The 19,973-nt window shown below is 62.2% G+C and carries 22 protein-coding genes and 1 tRNA gene; 14 read left to right on the forward strand and 9 right to left on the reverse strand.

Annotated features, from left to right (window positions below; genetic code table 11):
* Nucleotides 1-176: 176 nt before the first annotated feature.
* Entirely contained in the window at nt 177-998 is an 822-nt protein-coding gene (locus tag NLY44_RS18630) for a ParB N-terminal domain-containing protein (protein ID WP_156940967.1), read from the reverse strand.
* Between the two features lie 1,812 nt (nt 999-2,810).
* Here NLY44_RS18630 and NLY44_RS18635 point away from each other — a divergent pair.
* Nucleotides 2,811-3,617, forward strand: a complete 807-nt coding sequence (locus NLY44_RS18635) for a hypothetical protein (RefSeq protein WP_286454832.1) — start codon at nt 2,811-2,813, stop codon at nt 3,615-3,617.
* Nucleotides 3,618-4,571: 954 nt separating this feature from the next.
* Here NLY44_RS18635 and NLY44_RS18640 read toward each other — a convergent pair.
* Entirely contained in the window at nt 4,572-5,204 is a 633-nt protein-coding gene (locus tag NLY44_RS18640; protein ID WP_023804555.1) for a recombinase family protein, read from the reverse strand.
* A 191-nt stretch (nt 5,205-5,395) separates the two neighbouring features.
* Between NLY44_RS18640 and NLY44_RS18645 the strand changes: the two genes are divergently transcribed.
* The 7 genes from NLY44_RS18645 (at nt 5,396) to NLY44_RS18675 (ending at nt 11,025) form a co-directional block, all read left to right on the forward strand.
* Entirely contained in the window at nt 5,396-6,355 is a 960-nt protein-coding gene (locus NLY44_RS18645; RefSeq protein ID WP_050588869.1) for a hypothetical protein, read from the forward strand.
* Nucleotides 6,356-6,511: 156 nt separating this feature from the next.
* Complete coding sequence (locus tag NLY44_RS18650; protein WP_023804553.1) at nt 6,512-6,844, forward strand: ArsR/SmtB family transcription factor; 333 nt, start codon at nt 6,512-6,514, stop codon at nt 6,842-6,844.
* A 30-nt stretch (nt 6,845-6,874) separates the two neighbouring features.
* The gene (locus tag NLY44_RS18655; RefSeq protein WP_023804552.1) at nt 6,875-7,564 is read left to right on the forward strand and encodes an aquaporin; all 690 of its coding nucleotides are present in this window, start codon (nt 6,875-6,877) and stop codon (nt 7,562-7,564) included.
* Nucleotides 7,561-7,983, forward strand: coding sequence for an arsenate reductase (glutaredoxin) (gene arsC / locus NLY44_RS18660; protein ID WP_023804551.1), 423 nt, complete (start codon nt 7,561-7,563; stop codon nt 7,981-7,983). The genes NLY44_RS18655 and arsC overlap by 4 nt, the downstream gene beginning before the upstream one ends.
* 64 nt (nt 7,984-8,047) lie before the next feature.
* Nucleotides 8,048-8,368: an ArsR/SmtB family transcription factor gene (locus tag NLY44_RS18665; RefSeq protein WP_023804550.1), complete on the forward strand. Its 321-nt coding sequence runs from the start codon at nt 8,048-8,050 to the stop codon at nt 8,366-8,368.
* Between the two features lie 45 nt (nt 8,369-8,413).
* Nucleotides 8,414-9,808 (forward strand): NAD(P)-binding protein, encoded by a 1,395-nt coding sequence (locus tag NLY44_RS18670; protein WP_023804549.1) that lies wholly within the window; start codon nt 8,414-8,416, stop codon nt 9,806-9,808.
* Nucleotides 9,805-11,025, forward strand: a complete 1,221-nt coding sequence (locus NLY44_RS18675; RefSeq protein WP_023804548.1) for an MFS transporter — start codon at nt 9,805-9,807, stop codon at nt 11,023-11,025. The genes NLY44_RS18670 and NLY44_RS18675 overlap by 4 nt, the downstream gene beginning before the upstream one ends.
* A gap of 13 nt (nt 11,026-11,038) precedes the next feature.
* On the opposite strand, the gene NLY44_RS18680 is transcribed toward NLY44_RS18675, so the two are convergent.
* From NLY44_RS18680 to NLY44_RS18690, 3 genes are all read right to left on the reverse strand, one after another.
* On the reverse strand, nt 11,039-11,260 hold the full coding sequence (locus NLY44_RS18680; RefSeq protein WP_286454836.1) for a site-specific integrase: 222 nt from the start codon (nt 11,258-11,260) through the stop codon (nt 11,039-11,041).
* A complete protein-coding gene (locus tag NLY44_RS18685) occupies nt 11,260-12,486 on the reverse strand; it encodes a site-specific integrase (RefSeq protein WP_286454837.1) in 1,227 nt (408 codons plus the stop codon). The genes NLY44_RS18680 and NLY44_RS18685 overlap by 1 nt, the downstream gene beginning before the upstream one ends.
* 92 nt (nt 12,487-12,578) lie before the next feature.
* A tRNA-Leu gene (locus tag NLY44_RS18690) sits at nt 12,579-12,663 on the reverse strand.
* Nucleotides 12,664-12,868: 205 nt separating this feature from the next.
* On the opposite strand from NLY44_RS18690, the gene NLY44_RS18695 reads away from it, so the two are divergent.
* Together NLY44_RS18695 and NLY44_RS18700 are read left to right on the forward strand one after the other, a co-directional pair.
* Nucleotides 12,869-13,453 carry a YqaA family protein gene (locus NLY44_RS18695; RefSeq protein ID WP_023673756.1) on the forward strand — a complete coding sequence of 195 codons (585 nt, stop codon included), beginning with the start codon at nt 12,869-12,871 and terminating at the stop codon, nt 13,451-13,453.
* Between the two features lie 62 nt (nt 13,454-13,515).
* Nucleotides 13,516-14,034, forward strand: a complete 519-nt coding sequence (locus tag NLY44_RS18700; RefSeq protein ID WP_023686688.1) for a disulfide bond formation protein B — start codon at nt 13,516-13,518, stop codon at nt 14,032-14,034.
* A 283-nt stretch (nt 14,035-14,317) separates the two neighbouring features.
* Here NLY44_RS18700 and NLY44_RS18705 read toward each other — a convergent pair whose 3' ends face one another.
* Both NLY44_RS18705 and NLY44_RS18710 read right to left on the reverse strand, forming a co-directional pair.
* Complete coding sequence (locus tag NLY44_RS18705; protein WP_008874122.1) at nt 14,318-14,875, reverse strand: HNH endonuclease; 558 nt, start codon at nt 14,873-14,875, stop codon at nt 14,318-14,320.
* A 128-nt stretch (nt 14,876-15,003) separates the two neighbouring features.
* Nucleotides 15,004-15,645 (reverse strand): DNA-3-methyladenine glycosylase family protein, encoded by a 642-nt coding sequence (locus NLY44_RS18710; protein ID WP_023804546.1) that lies wholly within the window; start codon nt 15,643-15,645, stop codon nt 15,004-15,006.
* Nucleotides 15,646-15,718: 73 nt separating this feature from the next.
* On the opposite strand from NLY44_RS18710, the gene gluQRS reads away from it, so the two are divergent.
* A complete protein-coding gene (gluQRS, locus tag NLY44_RS18715) occupies nt 15,719-16,594 on the forward strand; it encodes a tRNA glutamyl-Q(34) synthetase GluQRS (RefSeq protein WP_023804545.1) in 876 nt (291 codons plus the stop codon).
* Here gluQRS and NLY44_RS18720 read toward each other — a convergent pair whose 3' ends face one another.
* Nucleotides 16,595-16,882: a hypothetical protein gene (locus NLY44_RS18720; protein WP_023701414.1), complete on the reverse strand. Its 288-nt coding sequence runs from the start codon at nt 16,880-16,882 to the stop codon at nt 16,595-16,597.
* Between the two features lie 219 nt (nt 16,883-17,101).
* On the opposite strand from NLY44_RS18720, the gene NLY44_RS18725 reads away from it, so the two are divergent.
* Entirely contained in the window at nt 17,102-17,977 is an 876-nt protein-coding gene (locus tag NLY44_RS18725) for a DMT family transporter (protein ID WP_031201294.1), read from the forward strand.
* On the opposite strand, the gene NLY44_RS18730 is transcribed toward NLY44_RS18725, so the two are convergent.
* Nucleotides 17,974-18,825: a YihY/virulence factor BrkB family protein gene (locus NLY44_RS18730; protein ID WP_023671675.1), complete on the reverse strand. Its 852-nt coding sequence runs from the start codon at nt 18,823-18,825 to the stop codon at nt 17,974-17,976. The two genes, NLY44_RS18725 and NLY44_RS18730, sit on opposite strands and share 4 nt — an antisense overlap.
* A gap of 60 nt (nt 18,826-18,885) precedes the next feature.
* Between NLY44_RS18730 and NLY44_RS18735 the strand changes: the two genes are divergently transcribed.
* Entirely contained in the window at nt 18,886-19,752 is an 867-nt protein-coding gene (locus tag NLY44_RS18735; protein WP_084012944.1) for an SDR family oxidoreductase, read from the forward strand.
* A 24-nt stretch (nt 19,753-19,776) separates the two neighbouring features.
* Nucleotides 19,777-19,968 carry a twin transmembrane helix small protein gene (locus NLY44_RS18740; protein WP_023671673.1) on the forward strand — a complete coding sequence of 64 codons (192 nt, stop codon included), beginning with the start codon at nt 19,777-19,779 and terminating at the stop codon, nt 19,966-19,968.
* The last annotated feature ends 5 nt before the right edge of the window (nt 19,969-19,973 follow it).

Consider the following 19,973-nt stretch of genomic DNA (forward strand, 5'->3'; position numbering starts at 1 on the left):
AGGCTGCTTGCCCTTGCCCAAGCCACTTTACCGAGACGCGGCCGAGGCTTCTCCTTGTTCCGAGGTAAGTTCCGATTTCCCTAAGAGAAACAAGGCAATAGGTGAGCAAGTGCGCCCCCAGCATTGCGAACTTTCGCACTATGCCGGTTATGTGGTTGATTTTGCTCTATTATTCCTTAGAAGTCCTCGGGGATCACGGCTGGCAGTTCGCGCCCGCCCGTTGCCACCTTCGCGACATCCTGAGCGGCCCTTGTGATCTCGACCAACAGGGCTTGTTGCTGTTCCTTCGACCGTATAGCCGAGAAAGAGGCTTTGAATTGCACCAAGGCTGTGGTCGCCAATTCGGCATGGATCACGTCCCTGTCTTTCTTTCCAAAGTCCGAACCGGGGTTCTCCTCCAAGCCGCCTGCGCGCATCGCCCGGTAGACCTTCGGGAAATCCTGCAGCATCCACACGGGAATGCGGCGGTCACTGACGATGCCCTGCAAGTCACGCGCCATCTCCCGAGCCGACTTCACCCGTCGACCACGGTTCTCCATTCGGTGCCTTCCCGCTTGCACATAAGCCCTGAAGACTTCCCGCTTGTCCGCGTTGGTCAGCCTTAGGCCATGGCTTCGGTTGTTCTCAGCGGCGATCCACCGGTATTCATTCGGCATGACACCAGCGGCCACTACAGCGTTGATCGTCTCCCCGCCAAGGGCCTGCACAGCGGTCACGCGATGCCATCCGTCGATCAGCACAAATCCCTTATCAGGGTCCTTCGGATCGACAGGGGCGACCGTGATGGGAGGAAAGACCACACCGGTCCGCATGGCATCCCGATACTGCCTCACGGTCGCGGCGTTGGTTTCCTGTCTGATTTGTGTCGCAGGGTCCATGACCAAGCCGTCAAGGCGGATAGTCACGCGGTCGTCGGTCTGGGGGTTCATTGCGTCCATCGCTATCGCATCTTCATGGTTGGGTTGCAGTTGGAAAGCCGGCCCTGTGATGGTCGACAAGGAGGGCGCACGCTTCCTCCAGAGCCTCACCAACGTGCCTTAGGACACGGCCACGGGACCTTGGGTAGACGTGGAGTTCCTTGGCGTTCGCCCCCTCGCCCCACCTCTTGTGCGTCCCTGAGGCCATCTTGTGGATCAGCTTCGCCGCCTGCACCTGCTTGAACTCGGCCCTGCGCTCGGCCTGCGGATCATCGCGAATGATCATCTCGATTGCGAGCCATGCCGCCACCACCCGGCGAGGGTCCACTGCAGCCTTCCGCAGCCTCGCCCAGGCAGCCTTTGCTCGATCATGGGGCGACAGCCCGCGAAGCCTGAACGCCTCCACATGAGGCCCTGAGGTCTGCAGCAAGGTGACCACACGGTCGACCGCATTGCGGACATAGGTGTCATTCTCGTGAGCCTTCAGCCACGCGAGCGCAGCATCCCGGTATGGTGCGACCTCTCGCGCCCCGTATGAGGGCCTGTAGGGGCTCCCGTGGCGTGCGTAGTGATCTGCGTGGGATCGACAGAACCGAGTGTCCAGACCGTCCTCGGTGCCAGCTCTGGCCGGCTTGCTGCAGCCCACCACGCGGCATCGGCCGAACATGTGGCTGGGCTCCTGAGCCCGCCCCATTACGTCGGCCTTCCGTTCCCGTCTTGCCGTCCAATTCGTCAATTCTGTTCCCCAAAATGGCCACCCCGCATCGCCGAGCAGGCAAGCGTCTAACAGCAGAGGAGCGCGAAGGACAGCGGCACCTTGCCGCGTTGGTCGATGCCGGCGGGATCGACTGGTTCCGGCTCTCCTCCTTGATATGCTAAGGTGGGCCGATCCTTGGGGGCAGCAATGACGCTGAATTTGATGCTTGCCACCCGTGACAGCATCCATGTTGCTGCCGACCTGCGCCTGTCTTCGGGTGGCCGTGTGGTATCTGATGCGTCCGCGAAGGTTCTTCGCATAGACCAACCGGACTGGCAGGCGATCGTCTCCTATTGCGGCGTGGGTCGTGTCCGCAAGTCGAAGGACACCTCACACTTCATCCGCGATTGGGTCCTCGCAAATCCCGACGAAAGTGCATCATTTCCGGGCCTCCTTGAGGTTCTTCGTCGTGAAGGCACTCGCTGGCTGAAGTCCGTGGGCTTTCGGGGCGCCCACACATTTCTGGTTGGCGCTCTCGTGGCAGGACGGAGCCAAATAGCCATGATTTCGAATGTCGATCGGCTTCACGGGGCTTCACGAGCGACGCCGCTTTCGGAACTACAGATCGAGGTCGATAGAAGTCCCGCTTTGCGAACAGTAATGTGCGGCTCTGGCGTGGCCGCCGTTTCGAAACTCGCCCTGCAAAGGCTTCGAATTGGAGCTCGGAACGGTAACGATGCATCCCAAATCCAACGCCAGATGGCTGCTCTGATTAGGGCCGCTTCAAATTCACCATCCACACGCAACACCGTCAGTAGCGCGTCGTATAGCTACTCGATGTACCGGACGAGGGGCATAGGGCACACCCACGGCACCATAACTGGTCGCTTTGAGCCACTTACAATTGCCAACGGTTCGGACATGCTGGCGACGATCCGAGGCTTGTTGGGGCCGGAAGCTCAAATCGTACCAGTTGGGAACTTCAGCGCCGGACCCGGGATTGTCCAACCAGAGCCCGATAAATGTCTGCCAGTACCTTCCCAATCTGTGCCGAGCGATGAACGCCTCGATTTGACGGAGCTGCCGGGGTTGGTGGTCACGCAAAAGCGTTGTGCGTCAACAACGCGGGACTTGCTGGAGGGTACTGCTCAGTCGGTGACCCTCACCCACCGGTCGCCTGCATCTGGTCCAATGATTTGGGTCTCTACGTCGTCGAAGAGGCAACAGCCCCAAGTCAGGTGAACGGCATCAATGACGCCGGAGAAATCGTCGGCACAATGATGGTCGACGGCGGTGCAAACAGGGCGTTCCACAATGGTCCTAATGGGTTCCGCGTCCTCGATACGCTGGGCGGCATGCACAGCCACGGGTTCGCCATCAATAACAGCGGCACGCTGATAGGGTCCAGTTGGACTATCGCGGGCAATGACCCGGGCGACAAGGGTGAGACCGCATTCGTCGCTGGCAAAGACCTTCAAATCCGGTCCATCGGCGCATTGCGGGAGGGTTGGAATAGTCGTGCTGTAGCCATCAACAATCGCGGCGTTGTCATTGGCCATAGCTGGTTCGCGAGAACGTTTCCGGGAGGACCGCAACGAGCATTTGTCTGGTCCGAGCAGGGTGGAATGATCGACCTCGGGACGCTGGGCGGTCAGGGCGCCGTTCCTGTGGCGATCAATGACGACGGCGTCGTTGTGGGGATCACAAGCGATGCTGCGGGTCGAGATTGCTCATTCATCTGGACAGCAACTGTGGGGATGCGTGAGCTGTTGCCTGGGCTCGCCAGCACTGGAGTTGCGGCCATCAATGTCAGAGGAAATGTTGTCTTCAACCTTCACACTGAGCGAGGAGTTCAGAGTTCAGTGATTGGCCCCGATGGGATGACAAGGGCGCTTCAGACTTTTGTTGGGCACGAAACAGAAGCGCGAGCCATGAGCGATGCCGGCCAAATAGTTGGCCATGTACTTCGGAACCGGCATTCCCATGCGGCGATGTGGAGATAGGGTTGCCGAGGTTCAGGCGCACCGCATAGGACGCGAGGGAGCGGGGCCGGCAGTCTGGGCCTTGGCCTGGCGTGGTGTTAGTCTGGAGGCGTCGGCAACTTGGTGCCGCGTTGGTCTGTCTGTGAGGCCGGGGGGCATTCACTTTGGAACCCGAGGAGTTGAAGGTCCGCATCGAGATTGCGCTGGCTGGCGGTCGCCTCAGCCAATGGCAAAGACACTTCCTCGTCGACATTCACGCCCGTCTTGTGAAGTACGGCCCCAACACGAGGCTGACCGACAAGCAGCGCGCCAAGCTCTTCGAGGCTATCGGCTACGTCCCGCCAAGCAGCCCCGCACCACCGCAGCCACGACCGAACAAGTCTCAGTCACCAACTTGGAGACCGCATCGCCGACGGAGCCCGGTCGTGCGCGAAGCCCGGTATCTGGCCGGCCGGTTTGCCAGAGCCTTTGGGTTCGCCCTGGCTTTGGTCGTCGGTTCCCTCGTCTACTCCTACGTCTCCCACCCGCATACGACCTTCTCACTCGACCCCGGCCCTGCATTGCCAGACGCTGGAAGCCTGAAGCCATTGGCGAGGAGCCAGTTCACGATCACGGACGGTGATACAATTCGGCTCAATGGTGCCGCGAAGGGAACCCGGTTGGTCGGCTTCAACGCGCCCGAAAGCATCGAGCCAAGGTGCGACGCTGAGGGAGACCTTGGGCGTCGAGCGAAGGCGCGCCTCAAAGAGCTGGCTGCTGCCGCGAAACTGGAATTGAAGATGGTTCCGTGTTCTTGCCCGCCGGGGACAGAGGGCACTGGCGCCTGCAACTACGGGCGAAGCTGCGGGTCCCTCTTTGCCGATGGCCGCGATGTTGGGGATGTGTTGGTGTCAGAGGGGTTGGCCGTGCCGTTTGTCTGCGGGTCGACGAGTTGCCCGCCGACGCCTCGCCCGTGGTGTGGGTGAGGGCGTCCAGTCACCCTGCGGCGGCTTCGGTTCCTTCGAGGCGCTTCGCCAGCTTTGCGAGCGTCGAGCGTGAACAGTTGGTGGCTCGCACAATGGTGTTCCAGCTCTGGCCCTTCCGCAGCATGTCGATGATGGCCTCGTTGCGTTCGGCATCCTCTGGCCGGCCCTTCATGCGCCCTTCAGCCTTCGCCTTGGCCATCCCCTGAGCCTGCCTGCGGCGTCGGTCGTCATAGTCCTTGCGGGCAATGGCGGCGAGCATGTCAAGCAGCATCCCGTTAATCGCGTCGAACATACGCCCGGTGAAGGCGTCCTCGGTCTTCAGCATCATGTGCGAGGTCGGCAAGTCCAACGCCACGACCTTCACCTCACGGGCCTTAATCTCGCGCTTGAGCTGGTCCCAGTCCTTGTCCGAAAGGCGGCTCAGGCGGTCGACCTGTTCTGTGAGCAGGATGTCGCCGGGCTTACTGTCCCTGAGTAGCCGGAACAGCTCTGGCCTGTGCAGCGAGGCCCCGCTCTCGTTCTCTTCATAGGTGGCGGCGATGGTCAGCCCTCGGTCGCGGCAGAACTCCTCAAGGTCCCCCCGGGCGCGACCTGCGTCCTGTTCCTTGGTCGAGGCCCTGAGGTAGGCTCTGATGAATGTCACGGTCCGCGCTCCAGTTCGGTTTGACTGGTTCGCTAATAGATGGTTCGCTTTGACTGGTCAAGAGGCATTTATCGCACCAGTCTGACCCCGGTTCGGAAAGGGCACACCTAAGAGAACTACCCGGTGGCCGCGAGGCACTGGCCGGCTTGCACTCATCGTCACGGGCCAAATAGGATGCAGTTGGAGGTCCCATGGCCACATCAAGAACAAAGAAGATGGAGGATGAGTGCGTAATCCCGCCCCAACTGCCGTTGGCGGAGTTGGAGAGGTTCTTGTTCCGACACTCCGGGGACGAGGCAAAGCGGATCGCCGACTACCTCGAATGGCAGGCTCATGGCGAAGAGATCGTCCAGCACGCCGAGAAGGTCACGAGTGAGCGTGTCTTCGGACGGGACTACGATGTATGGGACGTCCACACCGACAAGGAGCGGTGGTGGGTGATCACCAACCCGACCAACCTCTACTCCCAGCGGCTGATGCCGAGCATGGACTACACGCTGTCGTTCCACATCGGCCTAATGGCTCGCGTAGCGGCCGCTCGGCGCTACCATGGCACCCCAGCCGAGGTTGAGCTGTTCTTGGTCACTCAACGCAAGCTGGTACAAGTAGGCGAAGCACTGGACGTTGCCGACGAGGTCGAGGAGTTCCAAGGGATTGGGATGCTCTGTCGGGAGTGCCTGTTAGTGTTTATCCGTGAGCTTATCGACGCGGCAAACGTTGAATTAACCGGAGACACCCCCAAGGCCGGCGACTTCGTTGCATGGAACGACCGGCTCGCCAATGAACTCGCTGGCGGCGCAGCCAAAGAGTACGCCCGCGCCTATGTCAAATCGACCGCCGAGCGAGCGTGGCGGCTGGCGAACTGGCTCACCCACAGCTCAAGTGCGACCAGAGCCGACGCTGAGCTTGCCTTCTCGGCAACCTCCCATGTCGTAGAAGTCTACACCTCGGTGGCCCTTCGTCGGAAGGCCGCTGCTCCTGCCCGCTGTGAGCGATGCCAGTCGTCAAAGATAGTTGTGCAGTGGCAGCCCAACCGGGGCAGGGGCGGGAGGTACGTCGCACAGTGCAGCTCCTGTGGCTCTGAAGCCACCTCCAGAAAGCCCCGATCAAGGAAGCCCAGTCCCACGCCCAAGACCGCGACGCGGTCCTAATAGGCCGGAGGCCCGGCAGGGGGGGAACTTGGCGCGTGCTGATGATCGGATTGGGCGGGCAAATCTTTGGCCAAAAAATTCCGACCCCCTTCGGCCTGTCATCCAACAGTCATGCTTGGGACCTACACACATCCACAAATCTGGATGAATGGATGCATGGACAAGACAGCCGCTCTTCTCGCGCTGGCTGCGCTCGGCCAGGACACAAGGCTTGGGGCTTTCCGGCTGCTCGTGAGAGCTGGTGCCGAAGGTGTTCCAGCCGGCGAGATCGCTTCGCAACTCGGGACGGTGCAGAACACCATGTCAGCACATCTGAAGGTCCTCGACCGCGCCGGGTTGGTTCGTGCCGAACGCGACGGGCGGATCATCCGGTATCTCGTCGACATGAACGCCTTTCGCAATCTGCTGGCTTACCTGATGGAAGACTGCTGCAGGGGCGGCCCCGAGCTTTGCCAGCCAGTCATCCAAGCGGCGACATGCAAATGCTGACTACCTCAATCTCACCGGAGCCTTGCCACCATGTCCGCTGACCTTCCGCGACGGCTCGCTGCCGAAGCACTTGGAACTGCCATGCTGGTCGCGGCTGTGATCGGGTCCGGGATCATGGCTGAACGGCTCACCCATGACGTGGCGCTTGCCCTACTCTGCAACACCCTGCCGACCGGCTCGATACTGGTCGTGTTGATCACCACACTCGGCCCGATTTCCGGTGCGCACTTCAACCCAGCGGTCACGCTCGTGTTCGGCTTGCGGCACCAGATCAGCCGCGACGTCGCTCTTACCTACGTTGCAGCCCAGCTCGCTGGAGGCATTCTCGGCACGCTGGTGGCTCATGCTATGTTCGACATGCCGCTCTTCAGCCTCTCAGCCACGGTGCGCTCGGGGTCTGGCCTGTGGATCGCCGAGGCCGTCGCGACCTTCGGGCTCGTCTTCACCATCCTCGCGGGCCTCCGCTTCCGAGCGGATGCCATCCCGTGGCTGGTTGGGCTCTACATCGTCGCCGCCTACTGGTTCACGGCCTCGACATCGTTCGCGAACCCAGCAGTGGCCGTGGCCCGTGCCCTCTCAAATACCTTCGCGGGCATTCGACCGCTCGACGTCCCCGCCTTCATCGCAGCTCAGCTCGCCGGCGCTCTGGTCGCTATGGCGCTCGCTGGCTGGCTACTCGCGGAACCCCAAGCCCTCACGAAAGTGGAACCTGCCGAATGACAATCACGATCTATCACAACCCCGAGTGCGGCACCTCGCGGAATACGCTGGCCATGATCAGGCAGAGCGGCGAAGAGCCCGAGATCATCGAATACCTCAAGACGCCCCCCTCGCGTGCCAAGCTGGTTGAACTGATCGCAGCCATGGGTATCACTCCGCGTGCCCTGCTTCGGGAGAAGGGAACGCCCTATTGGGAGCTTAGGCTCGGTGACCCGAAGTGGTCGGACGACGATCTGATCGACGCCATGCTCATGCATCCGATCCTGATCAACCGCCCAATCGTAGTGACGCCGCTGGACGTGGTATTGGCCCGACCCTCCGAGGCAGTACTGCCGATCCTGCCCAATCCCGACATCGGCCCCTTCACCAAGGAGGATGGCGAGGTGGTGATTGACGCGAGCGGCAAGCTGGTCGTTTGACCATATTTCGATCATTGTCGAAATAGGTGTTGACCTGCGGGAAAAATGGGTGCACCCTATTTCCATGAACCTCGAACAAGCCGCAAAACAACTCGAAGCCATCGGCAACCCGACACGGCTCAAGCTCTATCGGACACTGGTCAGAGCCGGCGAAGCAGGCAGGCCAGTTGGGCACTTGCAGGACAGTCTTGGCATCGCGGCCTCGACGCTGTCCCATCACCTCCATCGCCTCATTCTTACTGGCCTCGTGACACAGGAAAGGCAGGCAACGACACTGATCTGTCGGGCCAACTATCCCATCATGAGGGACCTGATCGGCTTCCTGGCTGACGAGTGCTGCGCCGACGCCGCCTGCATCGGTGTCGAGACAGAGGCGGCGGCATAGCTTCTTTTTTGTCTCATATTTCGATGATCCTGGAAGGATAGAACAATGTCGAAGAATGATCCGAACACTCTCCCCGTCGCCGTTATCGGGGCAGGGCCGGTCGGCTTGGCGGCTGCAGTCCAGCTCATTCAAAGGGGGGTCCCTGTGAAGGTCTACGAGGCTGGCGCTGGCATCGCCACCAATCTCAGGGACTGGGGCCATGTCCGGGTGTTCACCCCTTGGCGCTACTGTGTCGACCAGACGGCCCGAAGGCTTCTTGAGCGCGCTGGCTGGACGATGCCGGAGCCGGAAGCATTCCCTACCGCTGATGAACTGGTTGCGCTCTACCTTGAGCCGCTCGCAAAGCTTCCTGAACTCTCGTCGTCCATCGAAACTGGCGCGAGGGTGGTTGGGGTCTCCCGCTGGGGTGCAGATAAGGTCGTAAGCAAGGATCGACAGGTGCGGCCCTTCATGCTGGTGGTTGAGACAGCCGGCGGGGTGAGGCGTGACAGAGCGCGGGCCGTTATTGATGCGTCAGGTACTTGGCAGCTGCCAAATCCACTCGGGGCCGGTGGGATCGCGGCGGAGGGTGAGACGGAGTTTGCCGACAGGATCGCCTACGGTATTCCCGACATTCTCGGCCACGACCGCAGCCTCTATGCCGGCCGCACCACGCTTGTTGCCGGTTCAGGCCATTCGGCGGCCAACGCCTTACTCGACCTCGACAGGCTGGCTTCGGTGGAGCCCGGAACCACTTTCCTCTGGACGACACGCGGCACTGATCTGGTTCGTATCTTCGGCGGCGGGGATGCTGACCAACTGCCCGCCCGTGGCGAGCTAGGCGCTGACGTTCGTGAGCTGGTGGAAAGTGGCCGTGCAAGGTTGGTGCCGGGCTTCGCGGCGGTAGCCATCCGCTCCTCTGATGGCCGCCTGACGGTGGAGGGCCAGACGAAAGATGGATTGCATGAGATCGGTCCTGTCGACCGGATCATCGCAGCGACAGGACAACGCCCCGATCTCTCAATGACCCGCGAGCTTAGGCTGGACCTCGACCCATGGCTTGAGAGCGTCAAGGCGTTAGGGCCTCTAATCGATCCCAACGAGCATTCTTGCGGTGACGTCCCGCCCCACGGGCATCGCGAACTCAGCCACCCGGAACCAGACTTCTACACGGTCGGAATCAAGAGCTATGGTCGCGCTCCGACCTTCCTGCTGCTGACCGGCTACGAACAGGTTCGCTCGGTTGCAGCAGCGCTCGCCGGGGACGTCGCAGCAGCCGACGCCGTACAACTCGTGCTGCCTGAGACCGGCGTCTGTACCGTTCCGGCATCAGCGGCAGGCTCGGCCTCCAAGGGGTGTTGTGGTGGCCCAGCCGCTGTCGCGGTGGATGCCTGCTGCGTCGCCGACGCCGTAGCGAAAGCCGCTGGCAAGGGCGGTTGCGGTTGCAAAGTAGCCGCATGATCGTGTCGCCAGCCATGACTGAGCGCGGTCGCCGAACCGTGATCACTGTGCTTGGACTGACCCAAATCATGGCGTGGGGGTCCTCATACTATCTGCCGGCGGTCATTGCGCCTGCGGTCGCCGCCGATACCGGCTGGCCTCTGCCATGGGTCGTCGGTGGCTTGTCGCTCGGATTGCTCATTGCTGGGGTGATTTCGCCGCACGTCGGCGCCTCCATCGAACGGCATGGGGGCCGTAACGTGCTCGCGTTCAGCGCGGCTTGCATCGGCCTCGGACAGATCGGCCTCGCCGTCGCCCCGAACCTTGCCCTGTATATCGCGGCATGGCTGGTGATCGGGCTTGGGATGGGAGCCGGGCTATACGACGCTGCCTTTGCGACGCTTGGGCGGCTGTATGGCCATAGCGCACGCTCCGCCATCACCACACTTTCGTTGTTCGGCGGCTTCGCCAGCACGGTCTGCTGGCCTCTTTCGGCCTTCCTGATGGGCGAGATTGGTTGGCGGGGCACCTGCTTGGTCTACGCCGCTGTGCAGCTCCTGATCGCGCTGCCGCTCTACATCTTCATGCTGCCGCGTGGGATACCGCTTGAGAGCCATCAAGGTCAGCCTGCGGCCGCTCAGGGGTCGATGCCCCTGCAACCGCCGTCAACACCGGTCATGATCGTCCTGGCTGCTACACTGACGCTGGCAGCGGTCATCTCCTCGACAGTGTCGGTTCATCTTCTGACCATCCTGCAGGCCAGTGGTCTGACGCTTGCGGCTGCGGTCGGATTTGGGGCAATGGTCGGTCCCTCACAGGTGTCAGCGCGCACCGTCGAGATGATGATCGCTCGTTTCCATCATCCGATCTGGACGAAACTGGCATCGGTGACCTTCGTCGCGGTCGGCATTGCAGCGCTTTGGGTCGGGATGCCGGTTGTTGCCGTCGCACTGGCCTTCTATGGAGGCGGCATCGGCCTTGAGACCATTGCGCGAGGCACGCTGCCCCTCGCCCTGTTCGGCCCCACCGGCTACGCAAAGCTAATGGGGCGTCTGGCCATGCCGAGCTTGATCGCCCAAGCAGCCGCTCCATCAATCGGGGCATTGCTGCTGGAACGCGGAGGCGCCCACGGAACGCTTGCCGTTCTCTTGATTTTGGCGCTGCTGAACGTCGCGCTGGCCGGCGGTTTGGGCTGGATGATCTTCCGCCACCGAGCCCTGCAGCTTCGATTGCAGTAGCTCGGGGTCTGCCTCAGGCTTCCCTCAAGATCGCCATTCGCATCGCCCGCGTTGCCTCCTCGAGCCTCCCCTCGGGTCCCCCATAGGTTTCCCCGTCGCCACCCAGCGTGTGACCCAGAATGAGGTTTTGCTTGTCCCTGTCGACATCGCCCCGGCGCAGCGTGTCCTTCATGTTATGCCGCAGCGAATGCACCACCTTCTTGCGGTCATCAGTCACGATGCGCACATGCTTCATTAGAGCCGCCGACGCGCTTGTGCTGCCACCCGCCCGTCCGTATCGGGGAATAGCATCGGCCCGTCACTAAGCCCCACGGCTGCCTTGGCTGCACTTAGCGCGTCGCCTATGAGAGGCACCCGACGCCTTGAAGGGGTCGTCTTGATGCGCCTCTCCTCGTGCCACTCGACCTCGACATACGGCATGTCGGTGTCCACGACCACGTCGGCAACCCTAAGGCCGGTGACCTCAGCAAGGCGGCAGCCGGTCCCCACCAGCATCCGCCAAATCAACTTCAGGTCTTCTCTGCCCGCGTGAGCGTCGATCCGCTGCCTGATCTTCAGAAGCTCATCCTTGGTGAAGGGCTTGCGCTTGTCCCGTTCAAGTGTCTCGCCGCCACGTCCAGACCCAAGCACCGGCAGTCCTGTGAAGTGATTGGTCAGCCCGTGAAGCTCCGTCACCTCGGAAATGGCGTGATTGATGATGGCTCGGATGTCGTTCAGATACCGGTCAACAGTCGCCTTGCTTCCAACCCCGCCCCGTATGAAGTTCTGCACCTTTCGGGCCTGTTCGCGGGTGATGCTCGCCACCGTGATCTTGTCGGGTGTCGTTGTTAGAGCCTTGGCGATGTAGCCTACCGCCCGCTCTGCCCGTTGCTCGTCTTTCTTCCGCTCCAGCGGCTTGGGCTCATTCAGCGCAAAGCGGTCCTTGAGGTACAGCTTCTTGGCATCCTCAAGGGTCGGCGCAGGGAACTTGGGACTGGAGGTGTAGAGCATCCGCACCAGCCGGGTGTCTTCAGCGCTCACCCCCACCGGGTAGTCGGTCTCGGGGTCAGTTGGGTACTTGGCGGCAATGCCTTCGGCCACAACGCTACGCTCGATCCAATCTTGCACCCCGTGGTCGTCTTCGTCCTCGTCCCCGTCAATCTCGGTCGGCTCGCGATAAGGATTGAACCCCAGCGCCTTCATCCTCTCAACGGTCTCTTGGAACAAATCTCTTGCGGTTTTGGGCTTCTTGATGCCCCGCAACTCGTCCCAAGCCGCCGCGAATGTCTGCTCCACCTCGCGATGTACCCTCCGATACTTCGCCAAGGCCTCGTCCTTGACCTTCCCCAGCGCAATGGTGATTTCGCCCTTCCCCAAGACTGGTCTCAGTTCCCGCTCGACGAGGCGCCGATAGCGATAGGTAGTGCTGCCCAGCTTCTTGCTCTTGCGTTCCTGCCAGTATTCCACAATCACTTTGCTCATGCGTTGGACCCCACGATGTACCTCTATGATGTACCTCGGGGGACGATCAAGCCCTTGAAAGCCTTGAATTTATTGGCCTGACGGGTCGTCAGTGGTGCCCCTAGCCGGAATCGAACCAGCACTCCTTGCGGAACTCGATTTTGAGTCGAGCGCGTCTACCAATTCCGCCATAGGGGCTCAGGCCCAAAGGCCTGGATGGGCGCGGACTATACGGTTGGAGGCCTGTTCGTCAACTGGCCAAATGCGCCGCCGTGCCCTGCTTGCGGCAAAAGCCCGCCTTTCTGTTTCATGACGCTCCTGCCATTGTGCGGCGCGGGAAATCTTTCTAGACAGACGCGCATCAAAGCGCGTTGCGTGTGGCAACCTGCATCCAGGAGAGCCGATGCTTCGCGGACTTTACGACTGGACCTTGTCGCTGGCGGCCCGCAAATCCGCCGAATGGTGGCTGGCCTTCATCGCTTTCGTCGAAAGCTCGGTGTTTTTCATACCTGCCGACGTCTTGTACCTGCCCATGGCGTTGGCGCGGCCCGAACGCGCCTATCGGTACGCGCTGACCGCCACCGTTGCGTCCGTGCTGGGCGGCATTGCCGGCTGGCTGATCGGTTACTATGCCTACGACACGATAGCACGGCCGATGCTGGAGCACTTTGGCGGCCTTGACGCGTTCGAGAGGTGGCAGTCGGCCGGCACCGGGCTGATGCTGGTGCTGCTCGTCACATCGGGTGCCGCCCACCTGCCGCCGATCAAGGTGGTCACCATTCTGGCAGGCGCCCTCCACGTCAATCTTTTCGTCTTCATCGTCTCCGCCATCCTGGCGCGTGGCGCTCGTTTCCTGCTTCTTGCCTGGCTGCTGCGCCGCTATGGCGAAGAGATCAAGGAATTCATCGAGAAGCGTTTGGGATTGATCGTCGGCGCCGGCGCCGCCGCCCTGATTTTGCTCTATATCGTCGTCAAATACGCCTTCTGACCGCCCAAGGCGGGCGGTGGGTCAGGACTATGCCGGCGGACGGCGAATTCAACGGACGAAACATGACAGCCACGATGACAGCCGATACCGGACGCCAGCGGACGCGCACCGCTTTGTTTCTCGCCGTCGCCATGGCCGCCACGGTCGGCTCCGCGCTCGCCTTCCAGCACATAGGCGGCTACATCCCCTGCCATCTGTGCCTGGAGCAGCGCACGCCCTATTATATCGGCGCCCCGCTGATGCTGCTGGCGGTGATCGCCTCGATGTTCAGCGCACCCGCATGGCTGACGCGCGGCCTGCTTGCCGTCGGCGGCCTGCTGATGCTCTACGGGCTCTATCTCGGCGTCTATCATTCGGGCGTCGAATGGGCCTGGTGGCAGGGCCCGGCCGATTGCACGGCCGGCGCCGGCCCGGTCGACACCGGCGGCAAGGGCGTGCTCGACGCGCTCGACAAATTCGTGCCGCCATCCTGCGACAAGGCAGCCCTTCGTATCCTCGGCCTGTCGCTGGCCGGCTGGAACGCCATAGCCAGCTTCATCCTCGCCGCCGTCGCCTTCCGCGGCGCGCTGGCGCGCGACTGATCTAGCGACGCGAGAAACAGAACTCGCACCGCCCATTCTGCGGCTGGGCTTGAACGGTTGCGCCGCCCCTCATTGCCCTGCCGGGCATTTCTCCCCGTATAGCGACTGGGAGAAAGACACTTTCATCCATGCTTTCGCCAATTTTCAACGTTGCAGAACGAGCGCCGAGGTTGCAGCCAATTCCCTTTTCCCCGTCACTATAGGGGGAGAAGGTGGCGGCAGCCGGATGAGGGGCAGCACCTGACATCGGCGATTGCCCTGGCAAGGCCGATCGCGCCAATCCCTACGGCTCCAACTCCACATCCCAGTAGAGATAATCCATCCAGCTTTCATGCAGATGGTTGGGCGGGAACAGCCGGCCATTGTTGTGCAGGTCGTGCACGGTCGGCTGGTATGGCTTCTGCAGCGGCCACATCTTGGCGTGCGCCGGCATCATGCCGCCCTTCCTCAGATTGCAGGGTGAACAGGCGGCCACGACATTCTCCCACGTCGTGGCCCCGCCGCGATGGCGCGGGATGACGTGGTCGAAGGTCAGATCCTCGGGCGTGCCGCAATACTGGCACTGGAAGCGGTCGCGCAGGAACACGTTGAAGCGGGTGAATGCCGGGTGCCTCGACGGCTTCACATAGGCCTTCAGGCTGACGACGCTGGGCAGCTTCATCGAAAAGGTCGGCGAAGACACCGCATGCTCGTATTCGGCGACGATGTTGACCCGGTCGAGGAACACCGCCTTGATGGCGTCCTGCCAGGACCAGAGCGACAAGGGGTAATAGCTGAGCGGACGGTAATCCGCATTCAGCACCAGCGCAGGAAGCCCATCCGGAGATACGGCAACCGTCACCTTGTTGACCTCCTCGTTCTAGAACCGATCGGCGCGGATACTGTAAGCCCGACATGACAGGGATGTGAAGCGGATTGTCATCAGCCAAAAGCGGCAAAAATGCAGGATTTTCATGCTTTTTTACGGTTTCAGGCCGGAGGTGCTGCGTCCCGGCCCCTGGTTTCGCGATAATAGGACCAGAAAAGCCGCGATGCGACGCCTCGCCACGGGCTCCATGATTCGGCCAGGGCGATCAGCGTTTTCTCCGGCGGACGCGGCTCGATACCGAGCGCGTGGCCGACCGCGCTCTGCAGCGCGACGTCGCGCGCGGGGAAAATATCGGGGTGGCCGGCGGCAAACAGGAGATAGACTTCCGCCGTCCACGGGCCGATGCCCGGCACCGCGATCATAGCCGCGATCGCCTCTTCGGCGTCGAGCGAACAGAGGTGATGCAGGTCGAGCCCCTCAACCACGGCCTGCGCAACCGCGATCAGACCGCGCTGCTTCGGCCGCGACAGCCCGGCCTCGCGAAACATGTCCTCGCCGGCGGCAAGGATCGCCTGCGGCGTCAGCGGATCGACCAGTTTCACCAGCCGGCCGAAAATGGCATCGGCGCTCGCACGGGATATTTGTTGCGAAACGATAATGGAGGCCAGGCTTCGAAAGCCGGGCTCCGACAGCCGCAGCGGCACCTCTCCGGCCATGCCGCGCACCTTTTCCAGGCGCGGATCGATTGCGCAAAGCGCATCCAGCCCGCGCGCAATATCGTCCAGTGTCGCGATGCGTTGCATGTTTCTTGTTCCTGAACCGACCGCACGGTAGCAATTGGCAAAACCGCTGCACAACCCGATTGCCGCTTGTGAGATGACGCTCCTGACATTCCGCTTCGCGCCGAGCCCGAATGGCGAACTGCATCTCGGCCATGCCTATTCGGCACTGCTCAACCAGCAACTGGCGCGTGCGGCCGGCGGCCGCCTGCTGCTGCGCATCGAGGACATCGACACGATCCGCTGCACGCCTGAATTCGAGGCCGGCATCTTTCGCGACCTCGAATGGCTAGGCCTCGAATGGGAGCGGCCGGTGCGGCGCCAGGCCGAGCATTTCGCCGACTACCAGGCCGTGCTCGACCGGCTGGTCCGCGAAGACCTCGTCTACCCTGCCTTCATGAGCCGTGGCGAGATCAGGGCCTTCATCGCCGACAGTGAAAAACGCGGCCGCGACTGGCCGCGCGACCCGGACGGCGTGCCGCTTTATCCCGCCGCCGACAAGGCGCTGCCGGTCAGCGAACGCAAACGCCGCATCGCCGAAAATGCGCCCTTGGCCTGGCGCCTCGACATTGATGCAGCGCTGGCGCGCGTCGGCACGGATTTGTCCTGGCTCGAATTCACCAAAGAGACGCTTTCGGCGACGCAGCGTGTCGAGGCGCGTCCGCAGGACTGGGGCGACGTCATTCTGGCGCGCCGCGACATCCCGACCAGCTATCACCTGGCCGTCGTCGTCGACGACGCTCTGCAAGGCGTCAGCCATGTCGTGCGTGGCCGCGACCTTTATTCCGCGACCGGCATCCAGCGCCTGCTGCAGGAACTGCTCGGCCTCGGCCAGCCGCAGTATTTCCACCACCGTCTCATACTCGGACCGGATGGGCGCAAACTGTCGAAGAGTTTTGCTGATACCGGCCTTGCCGCGCTGAGGCAGGCAGGCATGTCGCCGGACGATGTCAGGCTGCTGGTCGGGCTCTGACTAAAGCCGGGCCAGCCCCGCCTTGAGCAGCGCCAACGCGCCGATAAACGCGAAGGCGCCGCCCAGTCCCCAGGCAACCGCGAGCTTCAGATCTCTCAGGACGATGCCATGTTCGTTCGCGGCCATGACCGCGACGAAAAAGCCGAGCGTGAACAGCAATGTGTTGCCGGTCGACCCAAAACCGTCCTCCTGCATGATGGCGTCGAGCGCTGAACCGAAGAAGAAGCCGAACACGGCCACACTGGCCACCGTCATCAACAGCCAGCTTGTGTCCAGATGCAACAGCATGCGCGCTCCCTGTCGAAGCCAAAACGCCATGTCGCCGGATCGATCGACAGAAGTCGATTGCCCTGACGCCGCCCTTTGAATTCGGCCACCTCCTACATCAGGATGAGCTTATGTACCAATTGTTTCGCTTTGCTTGCCGGATTGAACCGCATTAGAGCATTTGCCGTATTTGTCTCTTCACCGAATCGGACCTCTCCACCGGAAACGGCTTCCCCGAAAATGCACAGTCTCAAGCGGTTCATCCCCGCCTCGTTTGTCGTCCTGTGGGCGACAGGTTTCATCGGCGCGCGCTACGCCATGCCCTGGGCGGAGCCCTTCACCTTTCTGGCGGCCCGCTTTGTCATCGCCGCCTTGCTGCTCGCCGGCCTGATGCTCGTGCTTGGCTCGAAGCGAGCCACAAGGGCAGAAGCGCTTCACGCCACGGTCGCCGGCATCCTCATGCATGGCATCTATCTGGGCGCCGTGTTCTGGGCGATCCACAGGGGCATGCCCGCCGGGCTTTCGGCGCTGATCGTCGGCCTGCAACCGCTGATCACCGCCGTGCTTGCCGGCCGGTTCCTCGGCGAGGCCATCCTGCCGCGCCACTGGGCCGGCCTTGCCGTCGGCCTTGTGGGAGTGATCATCGTGCTGTGGCCGAAGCTCGGCGCTCTCGGCGGCGGCGTTACGCCCGAAGCCCTGACGGCGTCGCTGGTCTCGGTACTGGGCATGGGCGCCGGGACCATCTGGCAGAAGCGCTATGCCTCGGGTGGCGACCTGGTGGCGGCGACGATGTGGCAATATATCGGCGGCGGCTCGCTGATGATCCTGGCTTCGCTGGCACTGGAGACCCACACGGTGATCATCAACGGCGAACTGATCTTCGCCATGGCCTGGCTGGTCCTGGTGCTGTCGATCGGCGCCATCTTCCTGCTGATGGTGATGATTCGCGACGGCGAGATGTCGAAGGTCGCGTCGCTGTTCTACCTGGTGCCGGCCGTCACCGCAGTCATCGCCTGGGTGCTGTTCGGCGAACAGCTCAGCCTCGTGCAGATCGTCGGCATGGCAATCGCGACGCTCGGCGTCGGGCTGGCCACGGCTCGGCCAGCCAGAACCTAGCTGCCGACACGTGCGCGCGCTTCGAGAAAGCGGCTGATCGCCGCATTGAGTTCGCCGCCGAGGATGAAGATCGCCGACAGCATATAGAGGAAAACCACGGCGATCATGATCGAGGCGAGGCCGGCATAGGTCGTCACATAGGACGAGAAATGGTCGAGGTAGGTCGCGAACATCGTCGAGCCGACAAGCCACGCAGCCAGAGTGAAGATGATGCCAGGCACCAGCGAGACAAAGCGGCGCTTGCCCGCCGGCAGCCAGTAGTGGACGGCAAACAAGCCACCAATGATGACGGTTGAGGCGATGACGTAGCGCCACAGCGTGATCGTGCCCGTATAGGGTTTGATCCACTCGAAATGAGCTTCCGCCAGCCGCGCCAGCAAAGGCGCAAAGACCAGGAGCACGCTGATCGCCAGGAAACCGGCCGTCGCGATCAGCACGAAGAAAATGCTCTGCACCCGGCGGTAGATGATGCCGCGCGTTTCGGCGACGCGGTAGGCGCGGTTGAGCGAGGTGCGCAGCGCCTCGATGCCGTTGGAGGCGAAATAGGCCGCCAGAAGCACGCCGTAGGTCAAAAGATCGGTGCGCCGCACGGTCAGCACGTTGAGCACCTCGCGCGCGATAGGCTTGGCGATCTGTTCGGGCCAGGTGTCGAAGACCAGGTGCACGGCAGTATCGGCGAACGCCTGCGCGCCGAGGAAGCTCGCCAGCGTGGTGGCGAAGATCAGGAACGGGAACAGCGCCATGAGCGAAGTGATCGCCAGATGGCTGGCCATGGCCCAGCCGTCATCGGTGTTGAAATGGCCAAGCGCGTCATAGAGCACGCGGCGCAGCACGACGATATTCCGCATCAAGAGCCGCGTTCCCTTCGATTGTCTCGACGCCGCGAATATGGGAAGGGATTGTGGCAAATGGCAACCCTTGCTCAAACCACGATGCCGCCTGCCAAAGAGTTGCGCACCATCATCGTCACCGGCGCCTCGTCCGGGATAGGCGCCCACTGCGCCCGTGCACTGAAGGCGGATGGCTGGCGCGTGTTTGCAACGGCGCGCAAGCCGGATGACATAGCCGCACTTGAAGCCGACGGCATCGAGGCCTTTTATCTCGACTACCGTGAGCCGGATTCCATCGCAGCACTTGCGGCATCGGTGCTGGAGCGGACAGGCGGACGCCTCGACGCCCTGTTCAACAACGGCGCCCATGCACAGCCCGGCGCCGTGGAAGACCTGCCGGTTGCGGCATTGCGCGAGCAGTTCGAGGCCAATTTCTTCGGCTGGCACGACCTCACCCGACGCATCGTACCGGTAATGCGTCGCCAGGGACATGGCCGCCTCGTTCATTGTTCCTCGATCCTTGGGCTCGCGCCGGTGCCTTTTCGCGGCGCCTACTCAGCCTCCAAGCACGCGCTCGAAGGCCTGATGCTGTGCATGCAGCAGGAACTCAGGGGCAGCGGCATCCATGTCTCGCTGATCGAACCGGGGCCGGTGACCTCGAAAATCGCCAGCAACGGGCTGTTCTGGTTCCTGAAAAACATCGACCACGAGAATTCCGTCCACCACGTCGCCTATGCCACGCAGCTGGTGCGGCTTCGGGCCGGCGGCAGCTCATCGCGGCTGAAAAAGGGGCCGGAGGTGGTCTATGCGGCCTTGCGCCATGCACTTCTGTCGCGGCGCCCGCGCCCGCACTATGTGGTAACAGTGCCGGCCAGGATTGGCGTGATGCTCAAGCGCATCCTGCCGGCATCGATGCTCTACCGCGTTCTGGCCGGACGCGCCTGATCGCAACAGAACTGGGAACAGATCATGGCAACCGTCATCAAAGTCCTCCTCGTCCTCGTCATGGTCGCCGTGGTGATCGTGCTTGTCCGCGGCCTCATCAACATGATGCGCGGCGGCTCCGGTGTGAGCTCGAACAAGCTGATGCAGGCACGCGTGCTGCTGCAGGCGCTGGCGTTGGCACTAATCCTGCTGGTGGTGTATTTCACCCGCAAGTGACGGCC

Source organism: Mesorhizobium sp. C089B (assembly GCF_030323125.1).
In the GTDB taxonomy this organism is placed as follows: domain Bacteria; phylum Pseudomonadota; class Alphaproteobacteria; order Rhizobiales; family Rhizobiaceae; genus Mesorhizobium.

Coding starts and splice junctions, on each gene's coding strand:
- NLY44_RS18645 (WP_050588869.1), top strand. CDS start 5,396: ATGGCCACATCAAGAACAAAGAAGATGGAGGATGAGTGCGTAATCCCG.
- NLY44_RS18650 (WP_023804553.1), top strand. CDS start 6,512: ATGGACAAGACAGCCGCTCTTCTCGCGCTGGCTGCGCTCGGCCAGGAC.
- NLY44_RS18655 (WP_023804552.1), top strand. CDS start 6,875: ATGTCCGCTGACCTTCCGCGACGGCTCGCTGCCGAAGCACTTGGAACT.
- arsC (WP_023804551.1), top strand. CDS start 7,561: ATGACAATCACGATCTATCACAACCCCGAGTGCGGCACCTCGCGGAAT.
- NLY44_RS18665 (WP_023804550.1), top strand. CDS start 8,048: ATGAACCTCGAACAAGCCGCAAAACAACTCGAAGCCATCGGCAACCCG.
- NLY44_RS18670 (WP_023804549.1), top strand. CDS start 8,414: ATGTCGAAGAATGATCCGAACACTCTCCCCGTCGCCGTTATCGGGGCA.
- NLY44_RS18675 (WP_023804548.1), top strand. CDS start 9,805: ATGATCGTGTCGCCAGCCATGACTGAGCGCGGTCGCCGAACCGTGATC.
- NLY44_RS18680 (WP_286454836.1), bottom strand. CDS start 11,260: ATGAAGCATGTGCGCATCGTGACTGATGACCGCAAGAAGGTGGTGCAT.
- NLY44_RS18685 (WP_286454837.1), bottom strand. CDS start 12,486: ATGAGCAAAGTGATTGTGGAATACTGGCAGGAACGCAAGAGCAAGAAG.
- NLY44_RS18695 (WP_023673756.1), top strand. CDS start 12,869: ATGCTTCGCGGACTTTACGACTGGACCTTGTCGCTGGCGGCCCGCAAA.
- NLY44_RS18700 (WP_023686688.1), top strand. CDS start 13,516: ATGACAGCCACGATGACAGCCGATACCGGACGCCAGCGGACGCGCACC.
- NLY44_RS18710 (WP_023804546.1), bottom strand. CDS start 15,645: ATGCAACGCATCGCGACACTGGACGATATTGCGCGCGGGCTGGATGCG.
- gluQRS (WP_023804545.1), top strand. CDS start 15,719: ATGACGCTCCTGACATTCCGCTTCGCGCCGAGCCCGAATGGCGAACTG.
- NLY44_RS18720 (WP_023701414.1), bottom strand. CDS start 16,882: ATGCTGTTGCATCTGGACACAAGCTGGCTGTTGATGACGGTGGCCAGT.
- NLY44_RS18725 (WP_031201294.1), top strand. CDS start 17,102: ATGCACAGTCTCAAGCGGTTCATCCCCGCCTCGTTTGTCGTCCTGTGG.
- NLY44_RS18730 (WP_023671675.1), bottom strand. CDS start 18,825: ATGCGGAATATCGTCGTGCTGCGCCGCGTGCTCTATGACGCGCTTGGC.
- NLY44_RS18735 (WP_084012944.1), top strand. CDS start 18,886: ATGGCAACCCTTGCTCAAACCACGATGCCGCCTGCCAAAGAGTTGCGC.
- NLY44_RS18740 (WP_023671673.1), top strand. CDS start 19,777: ATGGCAACCGTCATCAAAGTCCTCCTCGTCCTCGTCATGGTCGCCGTG.